Annotated in this window: 16 protein-coding genes and 4 tRNA genes; 19 read left to right on the plus strand and 1 reads right to left on the minus strand. The window is 34.0% G+C overall.

The window, feature by feature from the left end; all coding sequences use genetic code 11:
• Positions 1–2 precede the first annotated feature (2 nt).
• The 16 genes from BAQ48_RS04565 (at position 3) to BAQ48_RS04645 (ending at position 18222) form a co-directional block, all read left to right on the plus strand.
• A tRNA-Gly gene (locus BAQ48_RS04565) sits at positions 3–77 on the plus strand.
• 14 nt (positions 78–91) lie between these two features.
• A tRNA-Cys gene (locus BAQ48_RS04570) sits at positions 92–162 on the plus strand.
• A gap of 10 nt (positions 163–172) precedes the next feature.
• Positions 173–254, plus strand: a tRNA-Leu gene (locus BAQ48_RS04575).
• Between the two features lie 968 nt (positions 255–1222).
• Positions 1223–1942, plus strand: coding sequence for a YebC/PmpR family DNA-binding transcriptional regulator (locus BAQ48_RS04585; RefSeq protein ID WP_071710147.1), 720 nt, complete (start codon positions 1223–1225; stop codon positions 1940–1942).
• A gap of 147 nt (positions 1943–2089) precedes the next feature.
• Positions 2090–2551, plus strand: a complete 462-nt coding sequence (locus BAQ48_RS04590) for an NUDIX hydrolase (RefSeq protein WP_071710148.1) — start codon at positions 2090–2092, stop codon at positions 2549–2551.
• Positions 2552–3011: 460 nt separating this feature from the next.
• Positions 3012–3788, plus strand: coding sequence for a transglycosylase domain-containing protein (locus tag BAQ48_RS04595; RefSeq protein WP_071710149.1), 777 nt, complete (start codon positions 3012–3014; stop codon positions 3786–3788).
• A gap of 177 nt (positions 3789–3965) precedes the next feature.
• Positions 3966–4616, plus strand: coding sequence for a DsbA family protein (locus BAQ48_RS04600; protein ID WP_000841316.1), 651 nt, complete (start codon positions 3966–3968; stop codon positions 4614–4616).
• A gap of 115 nt (positions 4617–4731) precedes the next feature.
• Positions 4732–4805, plus strand: a tRNA-Gly gene (locus tag BAQ48_RS04605).
• Between the two features lie 200 nt (positions 4806–5005).
• Positions 5006–6148 (plus strand): tRNA epoxyqueuosine(34) reductase QueG, encoded by a 1143-nt coding sequence (queG, locus tag BAQ48_RS04610; protein WP_071710150.1) that lies wholly within the window; start codon positions 5006–5008, stop codon positions 6146–6148.
• A gap of 44 nt (positions 6149–6192) precedes the next feature.
• Positions 6193–7080 carry an amidase domain-containing protein gene (locus tag BAQ48_RS04615; RefSeq protein ID WP_071710151.1) on the plus strand — a complete coding sequence of 296 codons (888 nt, stop codon included), beginning with the start codon at positions 6193–6195 and terminating at the stop codon, positions 7078–7080.
• Between the two features lie 58 nt (positions 7081–7138).
• On the plus strand, positions 7139–7627 hold the full coding sequence (gene trmL, locus BAQ48_RS04620; protein ID WP_000538149.1) for a tRNA (uridine(34)/cytosine(34)/5-carboxymethylaminomethyluridine(34)-2'-O)-methyltransferase TrmL: 489 nt from the start codon (positions 7139–7141) through the stop codon (positions 7625–7627).
• Positions 7628–7754: 127 nt separating this feature from the next.
• Entirely contained in the window at positions 7755–9824 is a 2070-nt protein-coding gene (locus BAQ48_RS04625; protein ID WP_071710152.1) for a sensor domain-containing protein, read from the plus strand.
• 394 nt (positions 9825–10218) lie between these two features.
• Positions 10219–12114 carry a PrkA family serine protein kinase gene (locus tag BAQ48_RS04630; protein ID WP_000353282.1) on the plus strand — a complete coding sequence of 632 codons (1896 nt, stop codon included), beginning with the start codon at positions 10219–10221 and terminating at the stop codon, positions 12112–12114.
• Between the two features lie 451 nt (positions 12115–12565).
• Positions 12566–13741 (plus strand): sporulation protein YhbH, encoded by a 1176-nt coding sequence (gene yhbH, locus BAQ48_RS04635; protein ID WP_071710153.1) that lies wholly within the window; start codon positions 12566–12568, stop codon positions 13739–13741.
• 150 nt (positions 13742–13891) lie between these two features.
• The gene (locus tag BAQ48_RS04640) at positions 13892–17212 is read left to right on the plus strand and encodes a leucine-rich repeat protein (protein WP_084064405.1); all 3321 of its coding nucleotides are present in this window, start codon (positions 13892–13894) and stop codon (positions 17210–17212) included.
• 143 nt (positions 17213–17355) lie between these two features.
• On the plus strand, positions 17356–18222 hold the full coding sequence (locus BAQ48_RS04645) for a GNAT family N-acetyltransferase (protein WP_071710154.1): 867 nt from the start codon (positions 17356–17358) through the stop codon (positions 18220–18222).
• Between the two features lie 129 nt (positions 18223–18351).
• Here BAQ48_RS04645 and opuD read toward each other — a convergent pair whose 3' ends face one another.
• Positions 18352–19902 carry a glycine betaine transporter OpuD gene (opuD, locus tag BAQ48_RS04650; RefSeq protein WP_071710155.1) on the minus strand — a complete coding sequence of 517 codons (1551 nt, stop codon included), beginning with the start codon at positions 19900–19902 and terminating at the stop codon, positions 18352–18354.
• 268 nt (positions 19903–20170) lie between these two features.
• Here opuD and colA point away from each other — a divergent pair, with 268 nt between their 5' ends.
• The 3 genes from colA to BAQ48_RS04665 all read left to right on the plus strand — a co-directional run bounded on the left by colA (position 20171) and on the right by BAQ48_RS04665 (position 25443).
• On the plus strand, positions 20171–23068 hold the full coding sequence (gene colA, locus BAQ48_RS04655; RefSeq protein WP_071710156.1) for a collagenase ColA: 2898 nt from the start codon (positions 20171–20173) through the stop codon (positions 23066–23068).
• 245 nt (positions 23069–23313) lie between these two features.
• A complete protein-coding gene (locus BAQ48_RS04660; RefSeq protein WP_071710157.1) occupies positions 23314–23862 on the plus strand; it encodes an NfeD family protein in 549 nt (182 codons plus the stop codon).
• Positions 23863–23874: 12 nt separating this feature from the next.
• Entirely contained in the window at positions 23875–25443 is a 1569-nt protein-coding gene (locus BAQ48_RS04665; RefSeq protein WP_071710158.1) for a flotillin family protein, read from the plus strand.
• Positions 25444–25543: the final 100 nt, after the last annotated feature.

Raw genomic sequence — 25543 nt, forward strand, 5'->3', positions numbered from 1 at the left:
TTGCGGAAGTAGTTCAGTGGTAGAATACAACCTTGCCAAGGTTGGGGTCGCGGGTTCGAATCCCGTCTTCCGCTCCAATAAAATTTCATATGGCGGCATAGCCAAGTGGTAAGGCAGAGGTCTGCAAAACCTTTATCACCGGTTCAAATCCGGTTGCCGCCTTTTATTTTGTGCCGATGTGGCGGAATTGGCAGACGCGCACGACTCAAAATCGTGTTCCTTCGGGAGTGTCGGTTCGACCCCGACCATCGGTATCAAACAAACGTTGATTTAAACGGCTCTTACGTTCAGTAGGAGCCGTTTTTTCGTATTCTTAGAAGATCGCTCTATATTTAAAGATGGAATATATGGTGTAAGAATTAATACACATGGTATTGATTCTGTTGAAAAATAACTTTTAACACTTGCAGGAGGATATAATTGAAATAGATAGATACTTACCTTAATGAATTTTTATTTATATCCTAATTATAATAATCCTCAATTCGCCAGCTGCTCTTACTTACATCAGGATAAAACGGGTTCAATTCCTAAATTTGTTTTACGAGCTAATAATATAATCATACGTATAAATGACTATAGAATAGTCGGATTAGAAAAATTTGTAAGTGATATAGTGCATAATTTGAATAAATATCCTGATTATATAAGAAATATAATAGATAAAGTGTAAACACTCTCTTGTATATCGTATTGTTTTTTGTAAGGGCAATAATATGTTACATATTATAAAAAGGAAGAAGCTCGTTTTATGTCGAACTACTCAACTTGATGAACCCTTATAAACGAAATATATTCGTTTATAAGATAGTCGTATGTGATAACGTTGTTTAAATTAAAATTGAATGTTCAAGAACGTATATATCGATGTTTCTGATGGGTTGAACTGAGGATTCAATCCTATAACCGACTCAAACTCGTATTCTTTCGGGAATATCGGTTTGCCCCCGACCATTGGTACCCGCGATGCAAAAAGACTCTAACAGAAATATTAAAGTCTTTTTGCTAAATTATGCTATGTGATTTTAAAATTCGTAATAAATGTAGAAATTCATGTATAATATAACTTGTCGAAAGAACAAAATGATAGTGATTTATATTATGTCTGTAATATGAATCAAAAATGAACTTTTTATATTTCTTTTAAAAATGTGTTGAATACGCATTATATTTCATATTAATATCTTTATGTAGATTTAAAACCGGAAAGAGAGTGGAAAGTATGGGCCGTAAATGGAACAATATTAAAGAAAAAAAAGCATCAAAAGATGCAAATACAAGCCGTATATATGCGAAATTTGGACGTGAAATTTATGTGGCAGCAAAACAAGGCGAGCCAGATCCAGAATCAAACCAAGCGCTTAGAGTCGTATTAGAGCGTGCGAAAACATACAATGTACCAAGAACAATTATTGATCGTGCGGTTGAAAAAGCAAAAGGCGGCTCAGAAGAAAATTATGACGAGCTTCGTTACGAAGGCTTTGGACCAAATGGATCTATGGTAATTGTAGATACGTTAACAAATAACGTAAACCGTACTGCTGCAGATGTACGAGCTGCATTTAGCAAAAACAGTGGTAACATGGGCGTAAACGGTTCTGTAGCATACATGTTTGATGCGACAGCTGTTATCGGTCTTGAAGGTAAAACATCAGACGAAGTTCTTGAAATTTTAATGGAAGCAGATGTGGATGCACGTGACATTCTAGAAGAAGAAGATGCTGTTATCGTGTATGCTGAACCTGATCAATTCCATTCAGTACAATCAGCACTTAAAGATGCTGGTGTTGAGGAGTTTACAGTTGCAGAATTAACAATGCTTGCACAAAATGATGTAACACTTCCTGAAGATGCACAAACACAATTTGAAAAAATGGTTGATGCATTAGAAGACTTAGAAGATGTACAACAAGTTTACCATAACGTAGACTTAGGAGAATAATATGATAGAAGCCCCTTATCTTTTAACGGATAGGGGCTTTTTTTACGAAGTTAATTAAGGTGATGAATTATTAAAGGTATTTTGTTGTAGAAAGGGAATATTCTTATGGGAATATATGAAATAAACAATATTTCTAGGAGGATTAAAATGGAACATAAAACACCAAAGCATATCGTTGCTGTAGCAGGCTATTTAACAAATGAAAAGAATGAGGTACTTTTAACGAAAGTACACTGGCGAGCTGATACGTGGGAAATGCCTGGAGGGCAAGTAGAAGAAGGAGAAGCACTTGATCAAGCTGTTTGTAGAGAGATACTGGAGGAAACGGGCTTAACGGTGGATCCTATTGGGATTACAGGCGTGTATTATAACGCTTCTATGCATATTTTAGCTGTTGTGTTTAAAGTAGCATATGTTAGCGGTGAAATAAAAATTCAGCCTGAAGAAATTAAAGAGGCTAAATTTGTTGCATTAAACGATGGAAACATCGATGAGTATATAACGCGTCCTCATATGAAATCAAGGACACTGGATGCGATGAACGCAACGCATTTTATTCCATACGAAACATGGGAAGTTCAGCCGTATAATCTCATAGGAAGGTTGTAAAGAAAAGGTTAGCGATTTGAGGATACCCCAAATTGCTAACCTTTTCTTTATGTATACTGTTTCAGAAAAAGGTCACAATAATAAAGTGAAGTTTTAATTAATAAGGGTTTTATGTATCTATAATTGATTTTAGGAACGTTTGTTCTGTATAATAGTAATGTATCATATATAATTAGATTACTAGATGTTTAAAAGTAGCAATTTGTAGATGATATAATAAAAGAATAAAGTGAGGTATAAAGACCTTACTTTTTACAACGTTATTGGTTCTTAAGGTTTTAATCGATGTATATTCAACATTTCATATGAATAGTAGATAAAAAAGGACTGTGATACAATACATTTTTACACCTTACAATGTTGTAAGGTATGTGTAAGAGAAATCGATGGGAGATTCTTTTACAACAAAGTATCCTTAAGGTAAGAGTTATATATGCTGTGTGGAAAAGAGGTGTTCAAGATGAAAGAACGAGTATTATCTAGAGTGAACTATCATCAAAAAGTTGCATTAAATCCATTAACTAAATTTTTTTATAAAGCCATTATATTATTATTATTGTTAAGTTTTGCATTATTATTCGTTGGAAATGTAATGATTGAGCGAAGTGATATTAGTAAATTACATGTATCTGCTAAGTTAGAAGTACCAGAGTCAGTAACACACGCATTTATTGCGACGGAAGATAAAAGGTTTTATCATCATAATGGTTTAGACTATATAGCAATTATCAGGGCTTCTATTGAGAATATAAAAGCTGGTGGTGTTGTGCAAGGAGGAAGCACGATTACACAGCAGTTATCTAAAAATGCTTTTTTAACTAATGAGCGTACATTTTCTCGTAAGTGGAAAGAAATTTTTTATACGAAAAAAATTGAACGCACATTTACGAAGGATGAAATTTTAAAATTATATGTAAGTAATATTTATTATGGGGAAGGCGCATGGGGGATTGAAAAAGCAGCAAATCTTTACTTTGGTAAAAAGGTGGATCAATTAACGTTAGCTGAAAGTGCAATGATGGCTGCTGTAGTAAAAGCACCTGCTTATTACTCACCTGCACAAAATTATGATAAGGCCGTCGAGAGACGAAATGTCGTTTTGAGATTGATGGAGAAAGAAGGCTATATCAATCATGATGAATATGTGCAAGCAGTTAGTGAGAAATTAGTAATTCGTCATGATATAAAAACAGAACAATCGATGTTAAATAACGCTCGTGAAAAAGCTGTCAGTTAAGAGAAGTTCCTACATAGGAACTTCTTTTTTTGAATAAATTGTGACACAATATCGTCACAATTGTTGTATTTTTGTAATTTATGTGAGCGTGTTCATTGCGTGACATATATAAGTGTTGATATTATGTGTATTGTGTACAATGCTGTATACAGAATATGAATTTAAAGAGGAATGTATATGAAATCAAATAAACTCATGGCTCTTGGTATAGTTTTTTCTATCGCAGTATTGATTGTAATTGGAACAATTGCGTATAGCATCATAAATGACAAAAAAGATAAAGGGAATGAGATGTTTGCTTATTCCACACAACAATCTTTAGGGAAAGATGATGCTCCGGTTAAGGTAGTTGAATTTGGAGACTTCAAATGTCCTGCTTGTCGTACTTGGGATGTAACAGTATTGCCACGATTAAAAGAAGAGTATATTGATAAAGGTAAAGTGCAGTTATATTTTATTAACTTCCCATTTATCGGAAAAGACTCTGATTTAGGTGCAGCAGCTGGTGAAGCAATTTATAAACAAGATCAAGATTCATTCTGGATTTTCTATGATGAAATTTATCAAAGTCAAAAGAAAGATACGGAAGAATGGATTACAGAAGAGTTGCTTCTTAACATTGTGAAAGAGAAACTTCCAAAAGTTGATGTAGAGAAATTTAAGAAAGATTTACATAGTAAAGAAATTACAGAAAAAGTACGTAAAGATTCAGATCGTGCTCAAAAATTAAAAGTTCAAGGGGCTCCTTCAGTATATGTAAACGGAAATCTTGCAAACCCTGATTTCGATAGTATGAAGAAGGCAATTGATAAAGAATTGAAAAAGTGATGAGGTCTCTCATCACTTTTTCGACTTTTTTCGATAAAATTCTTGCTTCCGTTTTTTTTACATGCTATACTACTTTACATAAGTTATTCTAATATCTTATATGTAATTCATATTTGCGGGTGTAGTTTAGTGGTAAAACAAGAGCCTTCCAAGCTCTGGTCGAGAGTTCGATTCTCTTCACCCGCTCCAAACTTTATTTAATATTTTTCTAATAAATTGTGATCAACGCAGTGTTTCGTTTCCAAGATAAACGAGGCATTGCGTTTTTTAATGTTTGGAAAACATAATTGTATGCGAAAATAGAAGTAAAGAATAGTATTCCAAAAGTGAATTGCTAACCAATAGAGTGTTACATAAGGCATGGATTCATCTGAGGAGGCGTTTTAAGAATGGACTTTGAACAATTAAAGCAAGATGTAATTGCGTATAGCAAAACAATTGGTATAGATAAAATAGGTTTTGCGAGTGCTTCCCCGTTTGAGGAGTTAAAGCAGCGTTTAATCCAGCAGCAACAATTAAATTATCAGTCTGGATTTGAAGAATCTGATATAGAGAAGAGAACAAATCCACAGCTTTTATTACCTGGAGCGAAATCAATTATTGCGATTGCTTTGGCATATCCTTCTAAATTAAAAAATGCACCGTTAAGCAAAAGAGGAGAGCGCCGTGGAATATTTTGTCGCGCTTCATGGGGACAAGACTATCACCTTGTTTTACGAGATCGTTTGCAAAAGTTAGAGGCATATTTAATTGAAAAGCTTCCAGAGATAGAAGTAAAGTCAATGGTTGATACAGGTGAGTTAAGTGATCGTGCTGTATCAGAGCGTGCAGGTATAGGGTGGAGCGGTAAAAACTGCTCTATTATTACACCTGAATTTGGTTCATACGTATACTTAGGAGAAATGATTACAAACGTTCCATTCCCACCAGATCAGCCAATAGAAGATCAATGTGGAAGCTGTACGAAATGTATTGATATTTGTCCTACAGGTGCTTTAATACAGGGCGGACAGTTAGATTCGAAGAAATGTATTGCATTTTTAACACAGACGAAAGGATTCCTACCTGAAGAATACCGCGATAAAATAGGGAATCGTATATATGGATGTGATACATGTCAGACTGTTTGTCCGAAAAATAAAGGAATGGATTTTCATAATCACCCTGAAATGGAGCCAGATCCTGAGTTAGTTAAACCGTTATTAACACCACTTTTAACAATTAGTAATCGTGATTTTAAAGAGAAATATGGTATTATGTCCGGATCATGGAGAGGTAAAAAGCCATTGCAACGTAATGCTATTTTAGCACTTGCACATTTTAAAGAAGCGTCAGCAATTCCTGATTTAATTGGTGTTATGAAAGATGACCCAAGACCAGTACTTCGTGGAACGGCAGCGTGGGCCCTTGGGAAAATTGGCGGTGACGGAGTAGGCGAAGCGATTGAAAAAGCGATGCAACGTGAGAAAGATGAAGAGGTCCTTCATGAAATGAATCGTGGGCTTGAATTGTTAGCACAGAAAAAAGAGTAGATAATATTTCCCTTTTTCATATTGTAATATGGGAGGGAGACAGAATGGTTGTAAAAACGAAGATTGAAAACCAAGTACAACAATTTTTAGCATATATAACGGAGAAACGAACGAATGTGGATGGTATTGCTGAAGATTTATTACAAATAGCACAGAGAAAGAAACACTTGTTTCAAAAACGTAGTGCACATATAGTGAAAGCAACTGCGGATGTTTCTTTCATTAGACAGTTAAACAGTAGTAACCATCAAGAAATTGATTATCAAATACATTTGAAATATTTAATTAGGCATAAAGAATTATTTTATATCGAAGAGGAACAATTAAAACGAAGAGTATGTTTAAAGAATAATCGTGTAATAGGTGATTATGCTATTGAAGTGTTAAAAGAAATAGGCATAGGTGAGACGTTAGAAAGGGAAGTTGTGAAAGAGAAGTACGGTTCTTATCAGTATAATCGTTTAGAGGCAGTGAAATATGCAGAGCGTTGGTGGGATGACCGAAACCCTATATATCGCAATTTTCCTGATAATTGTACAAATTTTATTTCACAATGTCTTCATACGGGAGAAGTACCAATGAATGGATATCCTAATATTCGTAAAGGATGGTGGCAAAGGGAAAATCAGTGGAGTTGGAGCTGGGCTGTCGCACATTCTTTTTATTGGTATTTGTCAGGTGCTACAGCAGGTCTTCGAGCAGAAGCTGTCGAAAGGCCAGAAGATCTTATTCTTGGAGATGTCATTGCTTACGATTTCGAGGATGATGGTAGATGGAATCATACGACAATTGTAGTAGCAAAAGACGCAGATGGTATGCCACTTGTAAATGCACATTCTGCGAATAGCCGTCGTCGTTATTGGAACTATGAAGACTCTAGTAAATATACACCACAAATGAAATATAAATTCTTTCATATTATTAATGGGTAGAGATTTTTCGCTCAAGTGGTATAATACGTAGTAGACAAAAAACAGAGGTGAATATCGCGTGGGAGTACATGTTGTTTTATATCAACCAGAAATTCCAGCAAATACAGGAAATATTGCTCGTACTTGTGCAGCAACTGGAACAGAATTACATTTGATTAGACCGCTTGGATTTTCAACGGATGATAAAATGTTAAAGCGTGCAGGATTAGATTATTGGCAGCACGTGAAGGTTACGTATTATGATTCAATTGAAGAATTTTATGAAAAAAATAAAGATGGTGAATTCTTCTATTTAACAAAGTATGGTGAGAAAGCTCATACAGCTTTTGACTATAGCAAGCGTGAGAAGGATTATTATTTTGTATTTGGAAGAGAAACAAACGGCTTACCAGCTAATGTAATCGAAGAAAACTTCGATCATTGTTTACGTATTCCAATGACTGATAAAGTACGCTCATTAAATTTATCTAATACAGCAGCAATTTTAATTTATGAAGCGTTCCGTCAACAAAATTACCCAGGATTAGATTTAGAAATCGTTTATTAAAAGTCGCCATTTGGCGACTTTTTTTCTAAAAATAAAAATAATATGCAATCATACATTTTAAAAAGGGTACATATTCATATAGAATGGGATATATGATTAAAAATAGATAAGACGGGTTGAGATAAATATGAAGGAACAATATAATAATCAAAATACCTTTTTAAGTATGATAGATATGGATTTAATAAGACAGGGACTGTTACATGCTATTCAAGATTTAGTGTTTATTGTGAAAGTTATTGATGATGAAACTTTTAAATATATTTATGTGAATAAAATAGGCATGGATTATGCGAAGCTAAGCGAAGAGTGCTATGGAAAAACGTTTACGGAAGTGCTATCAGTAGACAAAGCAAGAATCTTACAAAGGCAATATACTCAAGTAATACGGGAAGCGAGAGCACATACTTTTTGTGATGTGATTAGTTTATCAACTGGTAATCTACACTATGAGTCGTCACTTAATCCTGTATACGATGAAGAAGGAATATGCCAGTTTATTATTTGTATTACAAGGGATATTACAGCTCAGATTGAGGAGAAAGTAGAAATAGAAGAAAAACAAATGTTATTTAAGTCATTACTTGAATATAATAATGATTCCATTATATCTATAGATTCTATAGGTAAAATTACATATGCAAATCCGGCAACGTATGAAATATTTGGATACCGATATGAAGAATTAAGTAATAAGTTTATTTTTAAATTTATTAATAAAGAATATGAAAAAGACTTTCAAATGATATTTAAGGAAGCTCTACAAGGAAGGGCAACACAAATCGTTTCAAAGAAATATGTTCATAAAGAAGGGTACGAGTTATATATTTCTTTGAGAACTATCCCAATTATTGTGAACGGGGAAATTGTTGGGGTGTATATTGTTACAAGAGATGTTACGAGGCAAGTATTAAATGAGAAGCGAACGGAATATTTAGCTTATTATGATCAATTAACAGGGTTGATGAATAGAATTTCATGTACAAATAAGTTAAATGTTTTTTTAAATGAGAATATAAATTTTGCACTTGTGTTTATTGATTTAGATGAGTTTCACCTTATTAATGATACATTTGGTCATAAAGAAGGAGATAAAGTATTACAAAAAGTTACAGAATGTTTGAGCAATCTACAAATAGAAGGTATGCATTTATTTAGAGAGCATGATGATCAATTTGTTATGTTAATAGAAAATATAACGAAAGAATATGTAGAGGAAGTTGCAAAAAATATATTAAAAAACATTAGTAATTATTTTGTAATAGAAGAAGAGGACGTGTATTTAAGTGCGTCCATTGGGATTGTAATGGCACCAACAGATGGAGAAGATGAAAAAATACTTTTTCAAAGAGTGGATGCTGCCCTAGAAAAAGCAAAGGAAAAAGGGAAAGGGCATTATCATTTTTATTGCAACGGATTAGATTGTGAACGTGAAAAAAGGTTTATAATAGAAAACCAGTTATATCGAGCTATAGAGAAAAATGAGTTTTTCTTATATTATCAGCCGCAAGTTAATATTGAAACGAAAAAAATAGCTAGTATGGAAGCTTTAATAAGATGGGAAAATAAGGAGCTAGGATTTGTTCCACCTAGTCAGTTTATTCCACTAGCAGAAAGAACCGGATTTATTATTAAGCTTGATGAATGGGTAGTGAATCAAGTGTGTAAACAAATACGTGAATGGCTAAATAAGGACTATGAAGTTGTCCCAATTGCAGTGAATATTTCAGCTAGACATTTTCGTTCTATTACATTAATCGAAATGATTACAAGAGCTTTAAATAAGTATAACGTACCACCTCATTTATTAGGAATAGAAGTTACAGAAGGAGCACTTATACATAAAGATTTATCGAAAAGAGTGTTGCTACAATTAAAAGAACAAAATGTAAAGATTCATTTAGATGATTTTGGAACTGGGTATTCATCTTTAAGTTATTTAAAAACATATCCAATTGATACTTTAAAAATTGATCGTTCTTTTATGGAAGGTATACATATAGATGAACGTGATACAAATATTACAGCTGCAATTATTCATTTAGCTCATACTTTAGGATTGAATGTAATTGCAGAAGGCGTAGAAAAAGTGGAGCAAGTCCAATTTTTGAAGGAAAAGAATGTGAAACTTGTACAAGGTTATTATTATAGCCGTCCTTTATCAAAGCATGATGTGGAGAATGTATATTATAAATAATTGATACAAAAAAGTGATGTGCTAAAAAGCACATCACTTTTTATGTGTACCTGGTTTATCGTTGTAACCAGATGTGAAAATGGCTGTAAGAAATGTGAGTGATACACCTAAAATTAATAGTAATTTCATATTAATATTCCCCCTACTTTTTCGGTTTACGAATTTTATTAACTACTCGAAATGTATGTAAGGTTCTTAGAAGAAAAGAATTAATTTAAAATGAATAGCGGTGTGAAACCTTTAATATCTTTATTATACAGAATTTTCTTTGAATTTTGGAGAGAATTTTATTGCACGATTATATATTTCGTTTTGATTTAAAGAATGTTTAAGGACATCCTAGCATACCTTTTATAATAATCCGATTGAACAAGGAGATGGGGGAGGAGCTATAATGGATATTCTAAAGAAAATTGAACAACATCGAGAAGCAGAAGAACGTTTACAATGGGAAGGTACGTTTGCGGAGTATTTGGAGCTTGTGAAAGAAAGACCATGGGTGGCTCAAACAGCACACTCTCGCATTTACAATATGATAAAAGATGCTGGCATTGAAGAAGTAGATGGTAGAAGAAAGTATAACTTCTTTAGTAATCAGCTATTTGGATTAGAGGATGCTTTGGAACGCCTTGTGGAAGAATATTTTCATCCATCTGCCAAACGATTAGATGTTAGAAAACGTATATTATTATTAATGGGTCCTGTTAGTGGTGGTAAATCAACTTTAGTTACGATGTTAAAACGAGGATTGGAAACATATTCACGTACAGATCGCGGAGCAATTTTTGCGATTAAAGGTTGCCCAATGCATGAAGATCCACTGCATTTAATTCCGCATCATTTACGTGATGATTTCTTTGATGAGTATGGAGTAAGAATTGAAGGGAATCTATCACCATTAAATGTAATGCGTTTAGAACAAGAATATGGGTCAAGAATTGAGGATGTTGTTGTAGAGCGTATTTTCTTCTCGGAAGATCGCCGTACAGGAATTGGTACATTTAGTCCTTCAGATCCGAAGTCACAAGATATTGCTGACTTAACAGGAAGTCTTGATTTCTCTACAATTGCAGAATATGGTTCAGAATCAGACCCTCGTGCGTATCGCTTTGATGGAGAATTGAATAAGGCAAACCGTGGGATGATGGAATTCCAAGAGATGTTAAAATGTGATGAGAAATTTTTATGGCATTTATTATCACTTACGCAAGAAGGAAACTTCAAAGCGGGTAGGTTTGCGCTTATTTCAGCAGATGAATTAATCGTAGCGCATACGAATGAAACAGAGTATCGTTCTTTCATAGCAAATAAGAAAAATGAAGCATTACATTCGCGGATTATTGTAATGCCGGTTCCATATAATTTACGAGTAAGTGAAGAAGAACATATTTATGAAAAAATGATTCGTGAAAGTGACGTATCAAACGTGCATATTGCACCACATACACTTCGTGTTGCAGCAATGTTCACCATTTTAACTCGATTAAAAGATCCGAAGCGTCCAGACATTGATTTAATTAAAAAAATGCGTTTATATGATGGAGAAACGGTAGAAGGTTATAATGCAATTGATGTAGAGGAGCTGCAACGCGAATATCAAGATGAAGGTATGAGAGGGATTGATCCTCGCTATGTCATTAACCGAATTTCTTCTACAATTATTCGAAAAGAGGTACCATCTATTAACGCACTAGATGTACTGAGATCTTTAAAAGATGGATTAGATCAGCATCCATCCATTAGCAATGAAGATCGAGAGCGCTATATGAATTTCATTTCATTAGCGAGAAAAGAATACGATGAAATTGCGAAGAAAGAGGTACAAAAAGCGTTTGTTTATTCATACGAAGAATCAGCGAAGACACTTATGGATAATTACTTAGATAACGTTGAGGCGTACTGCAATAAGTCGAAATTACGTGATCCGTTAACAGGTGAAGAAATGAGCCCAGATGAAAAATTAATGCGCTCAATTGAAGAGCAAATTGGAATTTCAGAAAATGCTAAAAAAGCATTCCGTGAGGAAATTTTAATTCGTATTTCTGCTTATGCACGTAAAGGAAAGCGTTTCGATTATAATTCGCACGAACGTCTTCGTGAAGCGATTCAGAAAAAACTATTTGCTGATTTAAAAGATATAGTGAAAATTACAACATCAACGAAAACACCAGACGAAAATCAGCTTAAGAAGATTAATGATGTTGTTGCACGTTTAATTGATGAGCACGGCTATAATTCTTCTTCAGCAAATGAATTATTACGCTATGTAGGTAGCCTGCTAAATCGATAGTTTGATAACAAAACGCTGTCTCTTGTATTTTGCGGGACAGCGTTTTATTATCCGTTCATATGTGTATAAAGTGTCATACCTTGTCCGAATATAATAAATTAAGATGCAATTTTATGAATTTATTGTCAATTATTTTTACAATATGCATATGATAGAGTAACCAACCATTCATACGAAAAAAGCCAACACAATACAATATGTTGCAAAGTGAAAATGTGTGCAACAATGCATTGTGTTTCTTTCTTATCGACGGTTAAATGTCATTTCTATTATGTGAGTGGCAAAATTTTGTTTAAGGTGCTCGGAGTATTGTATGAAAAACGTTATATATGTTTATGGGATGATTTTCGATGGACAGTTATATTTCCAATATTCTAGCTCGCACATTACAGAACAAAATGTATAAATTGCTGTTCATAGAGAAAGACAATTACAGTAAGGAGGGAAAGGAATGGGCGAAGAAAATCAACCAAATTATACGATTTCACAGGAAAACTGGTCCCTCCATCGCAAAGGATATGACGACCAACAACGCCATCAAGAAAAAGTGCAAGAGGCAATTAAAAATAATTTACCAGACCTTGTAACAGAAGAAAGTATAGTGATGTCTAATGGCAAGGATGTTGTAAAAATACCAATTCGTTCTTTAGATGAATATAAGATTAGATACAATTACGATAAAAATAAACATGTTGGGCAAGGAAACGGTGATAGCAAAGTTGGAGATGTCGTTGCGAGAGATGGATCAGGTGGTCAAAAGCAAAAAGGACCAGGAAAAGGTCAAGGTGCGGGAGATGCGGCTGGAGAAGATTACTATGAGGCTGAAGTCTCTATTTTAGAATTAGAGCAAGCGTTTTTCAAGGAATTGGAATTACCTAATTTGAAGAGAAAAGAACTGGATGAAAATCGGATTGAGCAAGTTGAATTTAATGATATTAGAAAAACAGGATTATGGGGAAATATTGATAAGAAACGAACGATGATATCTGCATATAAACGAAATGCAATGCGTGGGAAAGCATCTTTCCATCCAATTCATCAAGAAGACCTAAAGTTCCGTACTTGGAATGAAGTATTGAAGCCAGATTCCAAAGCTGTTGTATTAGCAATGATGGATACGAGTGGATCGATGGGAATATGGGAGAAATATATGGCACGCAGTTTCTTTTTCTGGATGACGAGATTTTTACGTACAAAGTATGAAACAGTTGATATCGAATTTATCGCTCATCATACAGAAGCGAAAGTAGTCACAGAAGAAGAGTTTTTCTCAAAAGGAGAAAGTGGAGGAACAATATGTTCTTCTGTATACAAAAAAGCATTAGAGCTTATCGATAATAAATACTCACCAGACCGCTATAATATTTATCCATTCCATTTTTCAGACGGTGATAATTTAACATCAGATAATGCTAGATGCGTAAAGCTTGTGGAAGAATTAATGAAGAAGTGTAATATGTTTGGCTACGGTGAAGTGAACCAGTATAATCGTCACAGCACACTCATGTCAGCCTATAAAAATATTAAAGATGAAAACTTTAGGTACTATATATTAAAGCAAAAAGCAGACGTATTCCATGCGATGAAAAGCTTTTTTAGAGAAGAATCAGGAGAGAGAATGGCATAACCCCTTTTTAAGGGGTTATTTTTTTGTGAAATTTTTGCGAAGTTTTTGTAAAATATTTATATTGTTAGTTGACATTGAAAATGAAAATCATTATCATTTACTCGAGAAATGATTACATTTTGAATTATATATTTCGGAGGAGATGTAAGGTTGAAGAACAATAAAAGAAAACATATAAATGCAATGTTAATAGCGGCAACGTTATCGTTACCATTTGCTACATATTCTACGCCGGCATTGGCGTCCACTGTAGCCGCAGAAAGTAAGGCTGGACAGAATGTAAGTAAATATGCTTTTGATGCTGTGATTAAAGCATACAAACAAAATTCAGATGAAGAATCATATGTAACAGTTTATATAAAAAATCCTAAATTAACGATTGAAAATGGAAAAAGGATTATCACGGCGACATTAAAAGATAGTGATTTTTTTGAATACCTTAAGGTTGAAGATGTGAACAATCCGGGTGTATACAAAGATGTGAAAGTATTATCAGAGGATAAAAGAAAGCATGGGACGAAAGTTATACAGTTTGAGGTGAAGGAATTAGGAAAGAGATACGGTATGCAAATGCATATTTTAATTCCAACTTTAGGATACGATAAGAATTTCCAAGTAGATTTTGATGTGAACTTAAAAACATATGTAGAAGATGATGATATAGAGGATCATGATGATGAACAAGAACAACAAAATGATGGAACACAAAATGTAATAGTAGATAAAAAATTACAACAGGCTATTAATAAGTATGCATTAAACAGAAAAGATGTAAACGAACCTATAAAAAAAGAAGATTTAGCTGAAATAAAAGAATTAATCATATACTCTGGCCAAGGGATTAGTAGTTTAAAAGGTTTAGAGCACATGGAAAATCTAGAGAAGTTAACGCTAGAAGAATCAGAAGTGAGAAATATAGGGGCAATTTCACAGTTGAAGAAATTAAAACAAGTTAATCTTTCCGGTAATAAAATTGAAAATATTGAACCGATTGCAAACCTAGAGAGGTTAGATACACTTCGTTTACAAAATAATAAAATTGTTGATGTAACGCCGTTAAATCAGCTGAAAAAAATCCGAACAATCGATTTAACAAGTAATAAAATCAAAGATATTAAGCCACTGTATACATTATCAAATTTAAGGGAATTATATATTAGTTCTAATCAGGTTAGTGATTTTACAGGTATTGAGCAATTAAATAAATTAAGCACTTTAGCTGCTGAAAATAATGGGATTGAAAATATTGAACCGATTAGTAAACTGGATAGTTTGGCGGAACTTAATCTTAAAAATAATGAAATACAAGATATTGCGTCATTATCTAAATCAACTAGTTTACAAGCATTAAACTTAGAAGAAAATTATATTTCCGACATAACATCGTTGAGCAACTTGAAGAATTTATATGACTTAAAGCTTGCAACAAATGAGATTCGTGATATAAGACCTATACAAGAATTGGGTAAAAAAATTAGCATAGATGTCCAAAGGCAAAAAGTCTTTTTAGATGAAGGCTATGTAAATAATAATATTGAAATTCCTGTATACGATTTAAAAGGCGATCCTATTCAAACAATTCAATGGAAGAGTGAAAGTGGAAGTATTGCAAATGGATTGATAAAGTGGAATAGCTTAGGGGAAAAAATGTATGAATTTAAGTTAGAAGTCGCTCCTGCTGAAAGCAAAATAAGATTCCATGGAATGGTAGTTCAAAAAATTGTTGAACAACGTGAAGAAAGTGACAATGTAATCAAAGATAAAAACTTAAAACGATATATGAACAAACATAATTTTGAGAGAAAAAATTTAGATATGCCTATTACAAAGGAAGATTTATTAACAATTAAGAAATTTAAAATGGCTGATGGAGAGAAGCAAGGAATAATAGATGTTGGTGGACTAGAGTTTATGACAAACCTGGAGGAGCTTACGATACAGAATTTTGGATTAAAAAATGCGAATTTTATCTCGGGTTTGAGAAACTTGAAAATAGTAGATTTATCCAATAATGAAATTGAAGATATGAAGCCAATAAGTTCATTAACACAACTTGAAAAATTAAATATAAGCAATAACAGTGTTAAAAATGCAAAAGAATTATTCAAAATAAACACTTTAAAGATGTTGAATATATCCAATAATAAAATTGATAATGCGGATTTTGAAGGAATTTCTCAATTAAATGAATTAGACAAATTAGTAGTAAATCATAATAATATTAGTGGTTTAGAGGAAATCAGTAAGATAAATAAGTTAAACTCACTTGAAATTGTGGGAAATAAAGTAGTAGATGTAGCTCCATTAAGCAAATTAGCGAATTTACAGTGGTTAGATTTATCGGATAATAAAATTAAGGATATTTCTGTTTTTTCTTCAATGTTAGAATTAATTAGTTTAAAGCTTCCTGGAAATGAAATTCAAGATGTAAGACCGATTATCCAACTATCTCAGTGGGCGACAATTGATATTAGAAGGCAGAAAATTAAATTAGAAGATGCACAAGTGAACCAAGTAGTGAAAATTCCAGTTCATGATGTAGAAGGTGAACCACTTGAAGGTATTAAACTGAAAAGTGAAGGCGGAATCTTAAATGAAGATGATGGCACTATCGTATGGACAACACCAGGTGAGAAGAAATACGATTTTGCTTTTGATGGAAATGATCAATTTGGACTTCGTATATGGTTTAGCGGTGAAGTTGTACAAAATATTGTAGAGAAATTAGACCAAGTAGAGGAAGAAGTAGAAAAGCCGAAGGAAGAGCCAAGTAAACCAGAGACGGAAGTAGAAAAACCAAAAGAAGAGCCAAGTAAACCAGAGACGGAAGTAGAAAAACCAAAAGAAGAGCCAAGTAAACCAGAGGCGGAAGTAGAGAAGCCAGAAGAAGAGCCAAGTAAACCAGAGGCGGAAGTAGAAAAGCCAAAAGAAGAGCCAAGTAAACCAGAGGCGGAAGTAGAAGAGCCAAAAGAAGAGCCAAGTAAACCAGAGGCGGAAGTAGAAGAGCCAAAAGAAGAGCCAAAAGAAGAGCCAAGTAAGCCAGAGGCGGAAGTAGAGAAGCCGAAGGAAGAGCCAAGTAAACCAGAGGCAGAAGTAGAGAAGCCAGAAGAAGAGCCAAGTAAACCAGAGGCGGAAGTAGAAAAGCCAAAAGAAGAGCCAAGTGAACCTGTAACAGAGGGTGAAAATGTACACGAGCTGGAAGCAAACGTTGAGAAACAAACAGAGGGCTCAAATGAATTAGGAACAGCTACTGTTCAGAAGAAGGAAGCGGTACAAGCACAGGAAGTAGTGAAGCAAGCAGCGAAAGAAAATGTGTCAGATAAACAAGTTAGCAAGAAGAAAGAAGAAAGTGAAAAATCTTTAGCAGCAACAGGTGGCCAAGAAAGTAATGTATCTCTATTTGGTGGCTTAGCATTAGTTTTATCTGCACTGAGTATGTTTGTGTTTAGAAAAAATATATTTAAAAAATAAATAACGCTTTATCTTATTATATTGTTTTTAAAAGACATTATCATAGCGATTTCATTTTGAAATGTGCTTATGATAACGTCTTTTTTATGTTGGAAGGATATGAATGGAAAAAGTGTAAATATATTAGAGAAGGAGGAGAGGGTATGTATATTAGTTCTACTTTAAAGAGTGAAAAGATTGCATCATTTATAGCAAGTATGAATAAAGATGCTACTCATCATGTTGGTTATTGTGGAGATGAGAAAGAGGAGTTGTTACATACAATTCTTCATGATTTTTCTGATATAGGATGGGAAAGATCTTTTGTTGTTACTTATGAGGACAATAAAATAATTGGTGTATTGGGATTTGATATGGATGAAGTAAAGAAATGTGCGGAAATATGGGGACCGTTTATTAAAGCAGAGAATTGGGAAGAGATTGCTTTACTTATGTGGAAGGAACTTATAGAAAAGGTACCGTTTCGTATTGAGAAATTTTATGGTTTTTATCATATGGAAAATAATAATTGTGCCAACTTGATGAAGAGTGTAAATGCTAAAGAACAAGATCGACATAGTATTTTCAGTTTAAGTAATAATATTGTGGGACAACGTATTATATATAATGTAGAAGAAGCTTTACCACAAGTATTTGAGCAGTTTATCTCTTTACACAATAATGTTTTTCCTAATACATATTACGAAGGAAATGAAATTATTGAACGTTTAAGTGATACGAATAAATTATTTGTAAGTGTGGAGAATGATAGGCTAGAAGGTTACGTATACGTTGAAGTAAATCCGGAGTTTCAAGAAGCGAATATCGAATTTATTGCAACTGCTGAAGAGAGTAGAGGGAAAGGTATTGGTGAGTGTTTATTACGAGCTGCAATTCAGCATATTTTTTCTTTTCAAGGGATGAGGGGAATAGAACTATGTTTGAATACGAATAATGAAGGGGCTATGAAATTGTACAAGAAAGTAGGTTTTGAGGAGAAGGCATGCTTACAACACTATATAATAGAGTAAAAACCCATTCGTATGAAAATTATATTTCATACGAATGGGTTTTATTTAATTTACTTTGTCGCCCTCACTAATAATGGATTCAGGACTAATTTGAGGACAAAATACTTTATTTACAAGAGGTGCTAATCGTTACATAACTTTTTTAATTTTTTGAGATACTTCTTTCGTTTGCGAATGAACATCTTCTTTTCGCAGTTCTTTAAAGAGTGAAATAACCATAATAACGACTACGATAGAAAACGGTAGTGCTGCGATTATAGCTGCAATTTGTAGTGCATTTAATCCTCCAGCTTGCAATAAAATAGCTGCAATTATCGCGATTGTTAATCCCCATATAAGTTTTAAACTATTTTTGGGTGATAAGCTTCCGTTACTCGTTTGCATAGAAACAACAAATGTTGCCGAGTCGGCAGAAGTAACGAAAAATGTGGCTACTAAAATTAATCCGATAATTGTTAAAAATGAAGAGAAGGGTAGGTGTGAAATAACAGCAAATAATCCAATCTCTGTACCATTTTTTGCAATTTCATCAGCTATGCCAAGCGATTGGAACATTTCCATATGGATAGCGGTGCCGCCAAATACTGCAAACCAAAATGTACAGATAAGAGTTGGGACTAATACAACTCCAAAAATAAATTCTTTTATTGTGCGCCCTTTAGAAATACGGGCGATGAATGTACCGACGAATGGAGACCAAGAGATCCACCATCCCCAATAGAAAATAGTCCAATTTTCTATCCAAGAAGAAGATTTTTCATTAAATGCTCCTAAATTTAATCCCATACTAGGTAAAGCTCCAATATAAGAACCAAGTGTAGATGTGAAATATTTCATAATAAATACAGTTGGTCCTAAAAGTAAAAAGGAGACGAGTAAAATACCTGCAAGAGAGAAATTTAAGTTACTCAAATATTTAATCCCACGATCTAAGCCAGTTTGTGCACTTATTAAATATAAAACAGCGAAGATAGCGATCAGTATGAGCTGTGTAAGTAAAGTGTTATGAATAGAAGGGAATAAATAGCTTAATCCTCCGGCAATTTGTTGAGCACCAATCCCAACAGATGGCACAATACCGAATACTGTGGCTAAAACAGCTAAAATATCGACTGTTTTTCCGATAGGAGAATTTTTCGATCGATTAAATAAGGGAGTAACTGTAGCACCAATTGTGCTACCTTTTTGTTTGCGAAATGTGAAATATGCAATTGTTAAAGCAACCATTGCGTATAGTGACCATGGAAAGAGGCCCCAGTGGAAAAATGAATATTGCATAGCGAGTTTGGCGCTTTCTTCTGTGCCTGCTTTTCCTGTTAATGGATCTGTAAAATGTGAAATCGGTTCAGTGATTCCGTAAAAGAGGAGTCCAATTCCCATTCCTGCACCAAACAACATGGATAGCCAAGATGGATAACTATACTTTGGCTTTTCGCCATCTTTACCAAGACGAATAGAACCGTATTTAGAAAATGCTAAATAAGTGGCTAAAATAATCATTGTGGTCATAAGTAGAGAGTAAAACCACCCAAATTTGCTGAGGATAAACGAGTTTAAAGAAGATGTAACGCTTTGTAAATCATAGCCTTGTATCCAACTTGCCGGGGTAATTCCCCATATGATGAATAATGTTGTTAGCAAGATAGAGATGTAAAATACACTGTTTTCTTTTTTTATCATAGAATCCCACCCTTGTTTAATAAAGTTAACAATTATATTAACCATAACAATTAAAAATTTAATTGTCAAAAAATTCGATTTTTATCGTATGTAAAATGACAATTTAATCGCTATAGATTCATAATCATTGGAGTTTAGATAAAGGTAAGGGTGTTCACAGTATGTACAAAATATAAGAAGAAATAATATGAAATATTGCATTTTATATTGTTGTATATAGATTTTATGTTAAATTCGTGAATGGAATATTTGAATAGGGGGCAAGGATATGAACAAGAAATCAAAAATCAATAAAGTTATGCTTAGCATTAGTACAATGGCTCTATCACTGGGGACAATTCAAACTCATGTATCAGCAGAAGAAAAGGTGCCATATAATGTATTACATTCGAAACCAGTTGGAATTGAAAAACCAGTAGATGAGATTGGACATGTTTCTAAAGTAGAGGAAACATTATCGTTTCAAGAACGGTTAAAAGTAGGAGACTTTTCGCAGCGACCAGCATCTATTATGAAGAGCTCAGAAGTAAAGCAAGTTAAAGAAAGCTATTCAATGGCGGATTTAAACAAAATGAATAATCAAGAATTAGTTGAAACGTTAGGCAGTATTAAGTGGAATCAAATTACAGACTTATTCCAGTTCAATGAGGAAGCAAAGGCCTTTTATAAAGACAAAGGGAAAATGCAAGTAGTTATAGATGAATTAGCTCATCGAGGTAGTACATTTACGAAAGACGATTCAAAAGGAATTCAAACGTTTACGGAAGTGTTACGTTCAGCTTTTTATCTGGCATTTTATAATAACGAATTAAGTGAATTAAATGAAAGAAGCTTCCAGGACAAATGTTTACCTGCTTTAAAAGCAATTGCAAAAAATCCAAACTTTAAACTTGGTACAGATGAACAAGATACAGTCGTATCTGCATACGGAAAATTAATTAGTAATGCTTCAAGTGATGTTGAAACGGTTCAATACGCAGCTAATATTTTAAAACAATATAATGATAATCTTCATACGTATGTAGACGATCGTATGAAAGGACAAGCTGTATACGATATTATGCAAGGGATTGACTATGATATACAGTCTTACTTAATTGAGGCTCGTAAAGAAGCGAATGAAACGATGTGGTATGGAAAAGTAGATGGGTTTATTAATGAAATAAATCGTATTGCTCTTTTAAATGAAGTAACACCAGAAAATAAGTGGCTCGTTAATAATGGAATATATTTTGCTAGTCGTTTAGGAAAGTTTCATAGCAATCCAAATAAAGGTTTAGAGGTTGTTACACAAGCAATGCATATGTACCCGCGTTTAAGTGAGCCGTATTTTGTTGCAGTAGAACAAATTACAACAAATTATAATGGGAAAGATTATAGCGGGAATACAGTAGATTTAGAGAAAATACGTAAAGAAGGAAAAGAACAGTACTTACCAAAAACGTACACATTCGACGATGGATCTATCGTATTTAAAACAGGAGATAAAGTATCGGAAGAAAAAATTAAGAGACTATACTGGGCTGCAAAGGAAGTAAAAGCGCAGTATCATCGTGTAATTGGGAATGACAAAGCGTTAGAGCCAGGCAATGCAGATGATGTATTAACGATAGTGATTTATAACAGTCCAGAGGAGTATCAGTTAAATAGACAACTGTATGGATACGAAACAAACAACGGTGGAATTTATATTGAAGAAACAGGAACATTCTTTACATATGAGCGCACGCCAGAACAAAGTATTTATAGTTTAGAAGAGTTATTCCGTCATGAGTTTACTCATTATCTACAAGGGAGATATGAAGTTCCAGGTTTATTTGGAAGAGGAGATATGTATCAAAAAGAAAGATTAACTTGGTTCCAAGAAGGCAATGCAGAATTTTTTGCAGGATCTACTCGTACAAATAATGTAGTACCGAGAAAGAGCATCATTAGTGGATTATCATCTGATCCTGCCAGCCGTTATACAGCAGAGCGCACATTATTTGCTAAATATGGTTCTTGGGATTTCTATAATTACTCGTTCGCGTTGCAGTCCTACTTATATACACATCAATTTGAAACGTTTGATAAAATTCAAGATTTAATTCGTGCGAATGACGTGAAAAATTATGATATATATCGTGAAAAGTTAAGTAAAGATCCTAAACTAAATAAAGAGTATCAAGAATATATGCAGCAGCTAATTGATAATCAAGATGCGTATATTGTACCGGAAGTAGCAGATGATTACTTAGCTGAACATACACCAAAATCGTTAACAGCAGTAGAGAAAGAAATTAGTGATACGTTGCCGATGAAAGATGCAAAAATGACAAAACATAGCTCCCAATTCTTTAATACATTTACATTAGAAGGTACGTATACAGGTAGTGTAACAAAAGGTGAGTCAGAAGATTGGAACGCAATGAGTAAGAAAGTAAATGAAGCTTTAGAACAATTGGCACAAAAAGAATGGAGTGGCTACAAAACTGTTACAGCATACTTCGTCAATTACCGTGTAAATAGCTCAAATCAATTTGAATATGATGTAGTCTTCCACGGTATCGAAAAAGATGACGGAGAAAATAAAGCTCCAACGATTAATATAAACGGCCCTTATAATGGACTTGTAAAAGAAGGTATTCAATTTAAAAGTGATGGCTCAAAAGATGAAGATGGAAAAATCGTTTCTTATTTATGGGACTTTGGAGATGGAAGCACAAGTGCAGAGGTAAATCCAGTACATGTATATGAAAGAGAAGGTTCATATACAGTAGCTTTAAGAGTAAAAGATGATAAAGGGAAAGAGAGCAGAAGCGAAACAACGGTTACGGTTAAAGATGGAAGTTTAACAGAATCAGAACCAAATAATCATCCAGAGGAAGCAAATCGTATTGGGCTAAACACTACTATAAAAGGTAGCCTTATCGGCGGAGATCACACTGATGTTTATACATTTAATGTAGCATCAGCGAAAGATATCGATATTTCCGTTTTAAATGAGTATGGAATCGGGATGACATGGGTGCTTCACCATGAAGCAGATATGCAAAATTATGCTGCTTACGGTCAAGCTCATGGAAATCATATAGAGGCAGAATTTAATGCAAAACCAGGTAAGTATTATTTGTATGTATATAAATATGATAATGGCGATGGAACGTACGAATTATCAGTAAAATAAGTGCTTTTCCAATGTATGTTTAACTTTACTTTTTGTGGAAAATAGTATATTATATAGATATATAATATATCGGTTATTTACTAGGAGGAGCCTGTCACAATAGGTTTCTCCTGTTCTTTTTTAGGGGCCTGTCTGACAGGCTTTTCTTTAAAGGTTAAATAACTGAAAATTATGAATGATAATCTTTGAAAGAGGTGGGGCATACACATAATAATAAGGGATTGTTTAAGGAAGGGGGATAAGAAATGGTATTGTTTGGTTATCCACTTGAAACAATTTATTTATATGGATTTATTGTTGCTACTATACTTACTGTTATTTATATCTTTTTTGGAGATATATTTGAATCAATATTTAGTTTTGGAGGCGGATCAGTATCCGTCGTAACTTTATTACTTAGTTTCTTCGCCATGTTATGTGGATTAAGTTATATAGGAGAATATTTATTTTCCTTTAATAGTATTATTATTTTCGCTGGTGCATGTGCTATATCTTTTGTTGGAGTTTTCATCATGAAAATACTAATTTTAAAACCGATTGCAGAAGCAGAGCAAAATACCGTACAACGTATGGATGAGTTCATTGGTTGCAAGGGAGAAGTCATTACGACAATTCCTACAGAAGGGTTTGGTGAGGTATTAATTTCCTCCCAATTTGGAAGTAATGCAATCCCAGCTAAAACAGTTGGAAAAAAAGATATTTCACAAGGAACAGAGGTTATTATCGAGGGAGTTCAAGATGGTGTTTTACTTGTACAAAACATCGCTTATTCTTTAAAAAAACCAAAATTATAAGGGGGAATTTACATGACGATTCCATTAATTATCGGTGGAGTATTACTCGCAATTTTAATTCTACTTATTTTAGTATTCATTACGAAGTATCGAACAGTTGGGCCAGATGAGGCGTTAATTGTTACAGGGAACTGGCTTGGTGGTGGAAAGAACGTTGTTACCACTGATGATGGAAAGAAGATTAAGATTATCCGCGGTGGTGGTACATTCGTAGTTCCAATTATGCAAAGAGCAGAGCCTTTAAGCCTATTAAACTACAAGTTAGAAGTAGGTACACGTGATACGTATACGAAACAAGGTGTACCGATTACAGTAAACGGTGTTTCTATTATTAAAGTAGGATCTACCATTGAAGAAGTTTCTACAGCAGCTGAACAATATTTAGGAAAAGAAACAGAAGAGTTAAAAATAGAAGCAAAAGAAGTTTTAGAAGGTCATTTACGTGCGATTTTATCTTCTATGACAGTAGAAGACGCTTATAGTAATAGAGAGCAATTTGCTCAAAAGGTGCATGAAGTAGCTTCTACAGATTTAAAGAAGATGGGGCTTCGCATCGTTTCCTTTACAATTAAAGAAATCATGGATAAGAACGGTTATTTAGATGCACTTGGTCAGCCTCAAATTGCGACAGTTAAGCGTGATGCAACAATTGCGAATGCAGAGCGTGAAAAAGAAGCTCGTATTGAAAAAGCTCGTGCTGAAAAAGAAGCGAAAGAAGCTGAATACCAACGTGATGCCCAAATCGCTGAAGCTGAAAAACATAAAGAATTAAAAGTACAATCTTATAAGAGAGAGCAAGAACAAGCTCGCGCAGATGCGGATCTTTCTTACGAATTACAACAAGCGAAAGCGCAACAAGGTGTTACAGAAGAGCAAATGCGCGTTAAAATCATTGAGCGTGAGAAACAAATTGAATTAGAAGAAAAAGAGATTGCGCGTCGTGAAAAGCAATACGATGCAGAAGTAAAGAAAAAAGCAGATGCAGATCGCTATGCTGTTGAGCAATCAGCGGAAGCAGAAAAAGTAAAACAAATTAAGAAGGCAGATGCGGATCAATATAAGATTGAAGCTGAAGCAAGAGCTCGTGCAGAAGAAGTGCGTGTAGAAGGTTTAGCGAAGGCGGAAATTGAAAAAGCGCAAGGTCAAGCAAAGGCAGAAGTACAAAAAGCACAAGGAACAGCGGAAGCAGATGTTATTAGGTTAAAAGGTTTGGCAGAAGCAGAAGCGAAGCAAAAAATCGCAGAGGCGTTTGAATTATATGGGCAAGCCGCGATTATGGATATGGTTCTTAAAATGCTTCCAAGTTATGCGAAAGAAATTGCAAGCCCACTTAGCAACATTGATAAAATTACAGTTGTTGATACAGGCGGCGGTGGTAAGAATAGCGGCGCTGGAAAAGTGGCAGGATATGCGACTGATTTAATGGCAACAATGCAAGAAACGTTAAAAGCTTCTTCTGGTATTGATTTAAAAGAGCTATTAGAAGGATTTGCGGGCAAAGGTGCAGTACAGCAACTATCGAATGATAAACCTGTCGTATCTGTTGTAGAAGATAAGGAAAAAGAAGTAGATAAAGAGTAAGATAGAAGGAACCTCTAGCATGTGCTAGAGGTTCCTTTTTGGAATACATACAATACGATACAAAGTAAAGAAACTCTGTCTTAATCATGGTATGATTACA

Origin of the sequence: Bacillus luti, from assembly GCF_001884105.1 — a bacterium.
GTDB lineage: Bacteria > Bacillota > Bacilli > Bacillales > Bacillaceae_G > Bacillus_A > Bacillus_A luti.

Coding starts and splice junctions, on each gene's coding strand:
- BAQ48_RS04585 (WP_071710147.1), top strand. CDS start 1,223: ATGGGCCGTAAATGGAACAATATTAAAGAAAAAAAAGCATCAAAAGAT.
- BAQ48_RS04590 (WP_071710148.1), top strand. CDS start 2,090: ATGGAACATAAAACACCAAAGCATATCGTTGCTGTAGCAGGCTATTTA.
- BAQ48_RS04595 (WP_071710149.1), top strand. CDS start 3,012: ATGAAAGAACGAGTATTATCTAGAGTGAACTATCATCAAAAAGTTGCA.
- BAQ48_RS04600 (WP_000841316.1), top strand. CDS start 3,966: ATGAAATCAAATAAACTCATGGCTCTTGGTATAGTTTTTTCTATCGCA.
- queG (WP_071710150.1), top strand. CDS start 5,006: ATGGACTTTGAACAATTAAAGCAAGATGTAATTGCGTATAGCAAAACA.
- BAQ48_RS04615 (WP_071710151.1), top strand. CDS start 6,193: ATGGTTGTAAAAACGAAGATTGAAAACCAAGTACAACAATTTTTAGCA.
- BAQ48_RS04625 (WP_071710152.1), top strand. CDS start 7,755: ATGAAGGAACAATATAATAATCAAAATACCTTTTTAAGTATGATAGAT.
- BAQ48_RS04630 (WP_000353282.1), top strand. CDS start 10,219: ATGGATATTCTAAAGAAAATTGAACAACATCGAGAAGCAGAAGAACGT.
- yhbH (WP_071710153.1), top strand. CDS start 12,566: ATGGGCGAAGAAAATCAACCAAATTATACGATTTCACAGGAAAACTGG.
- BAQ48_RS04645 (WP_071710154.1), top strand. CDS start 17,356: ATGTATATTAGTTCTACTTTAAAGAGTGAAAAGATTGCATCATTTATA.
- opuD (WP_071710155.1), bottom strand. CDS start 19,902: ATGATAAAAAAAGAAAACAGTGTATTTTACATCTCTATCTTGCTAACA.
- colA (WP_071710156.1), top strand. CDS start 20,171: ATGAACAAGAAATCAAAAATCAATAAAGTTATGCTTAGCATTAGTACA.
- BAQ48_RS04660 (WP_071710157.1), top strand. CDS start 23,314: ATGGTATTGTTTGGTTATCCACTTGAAACAATTTATTTATATGGATTT.
- BAQ48_RS04665 (WP_071710158.1), top strand. CDS start 23,875: ATGACGATTCCATTAATTATCGGTGGAGTATTACTCGCAATTTTAATT.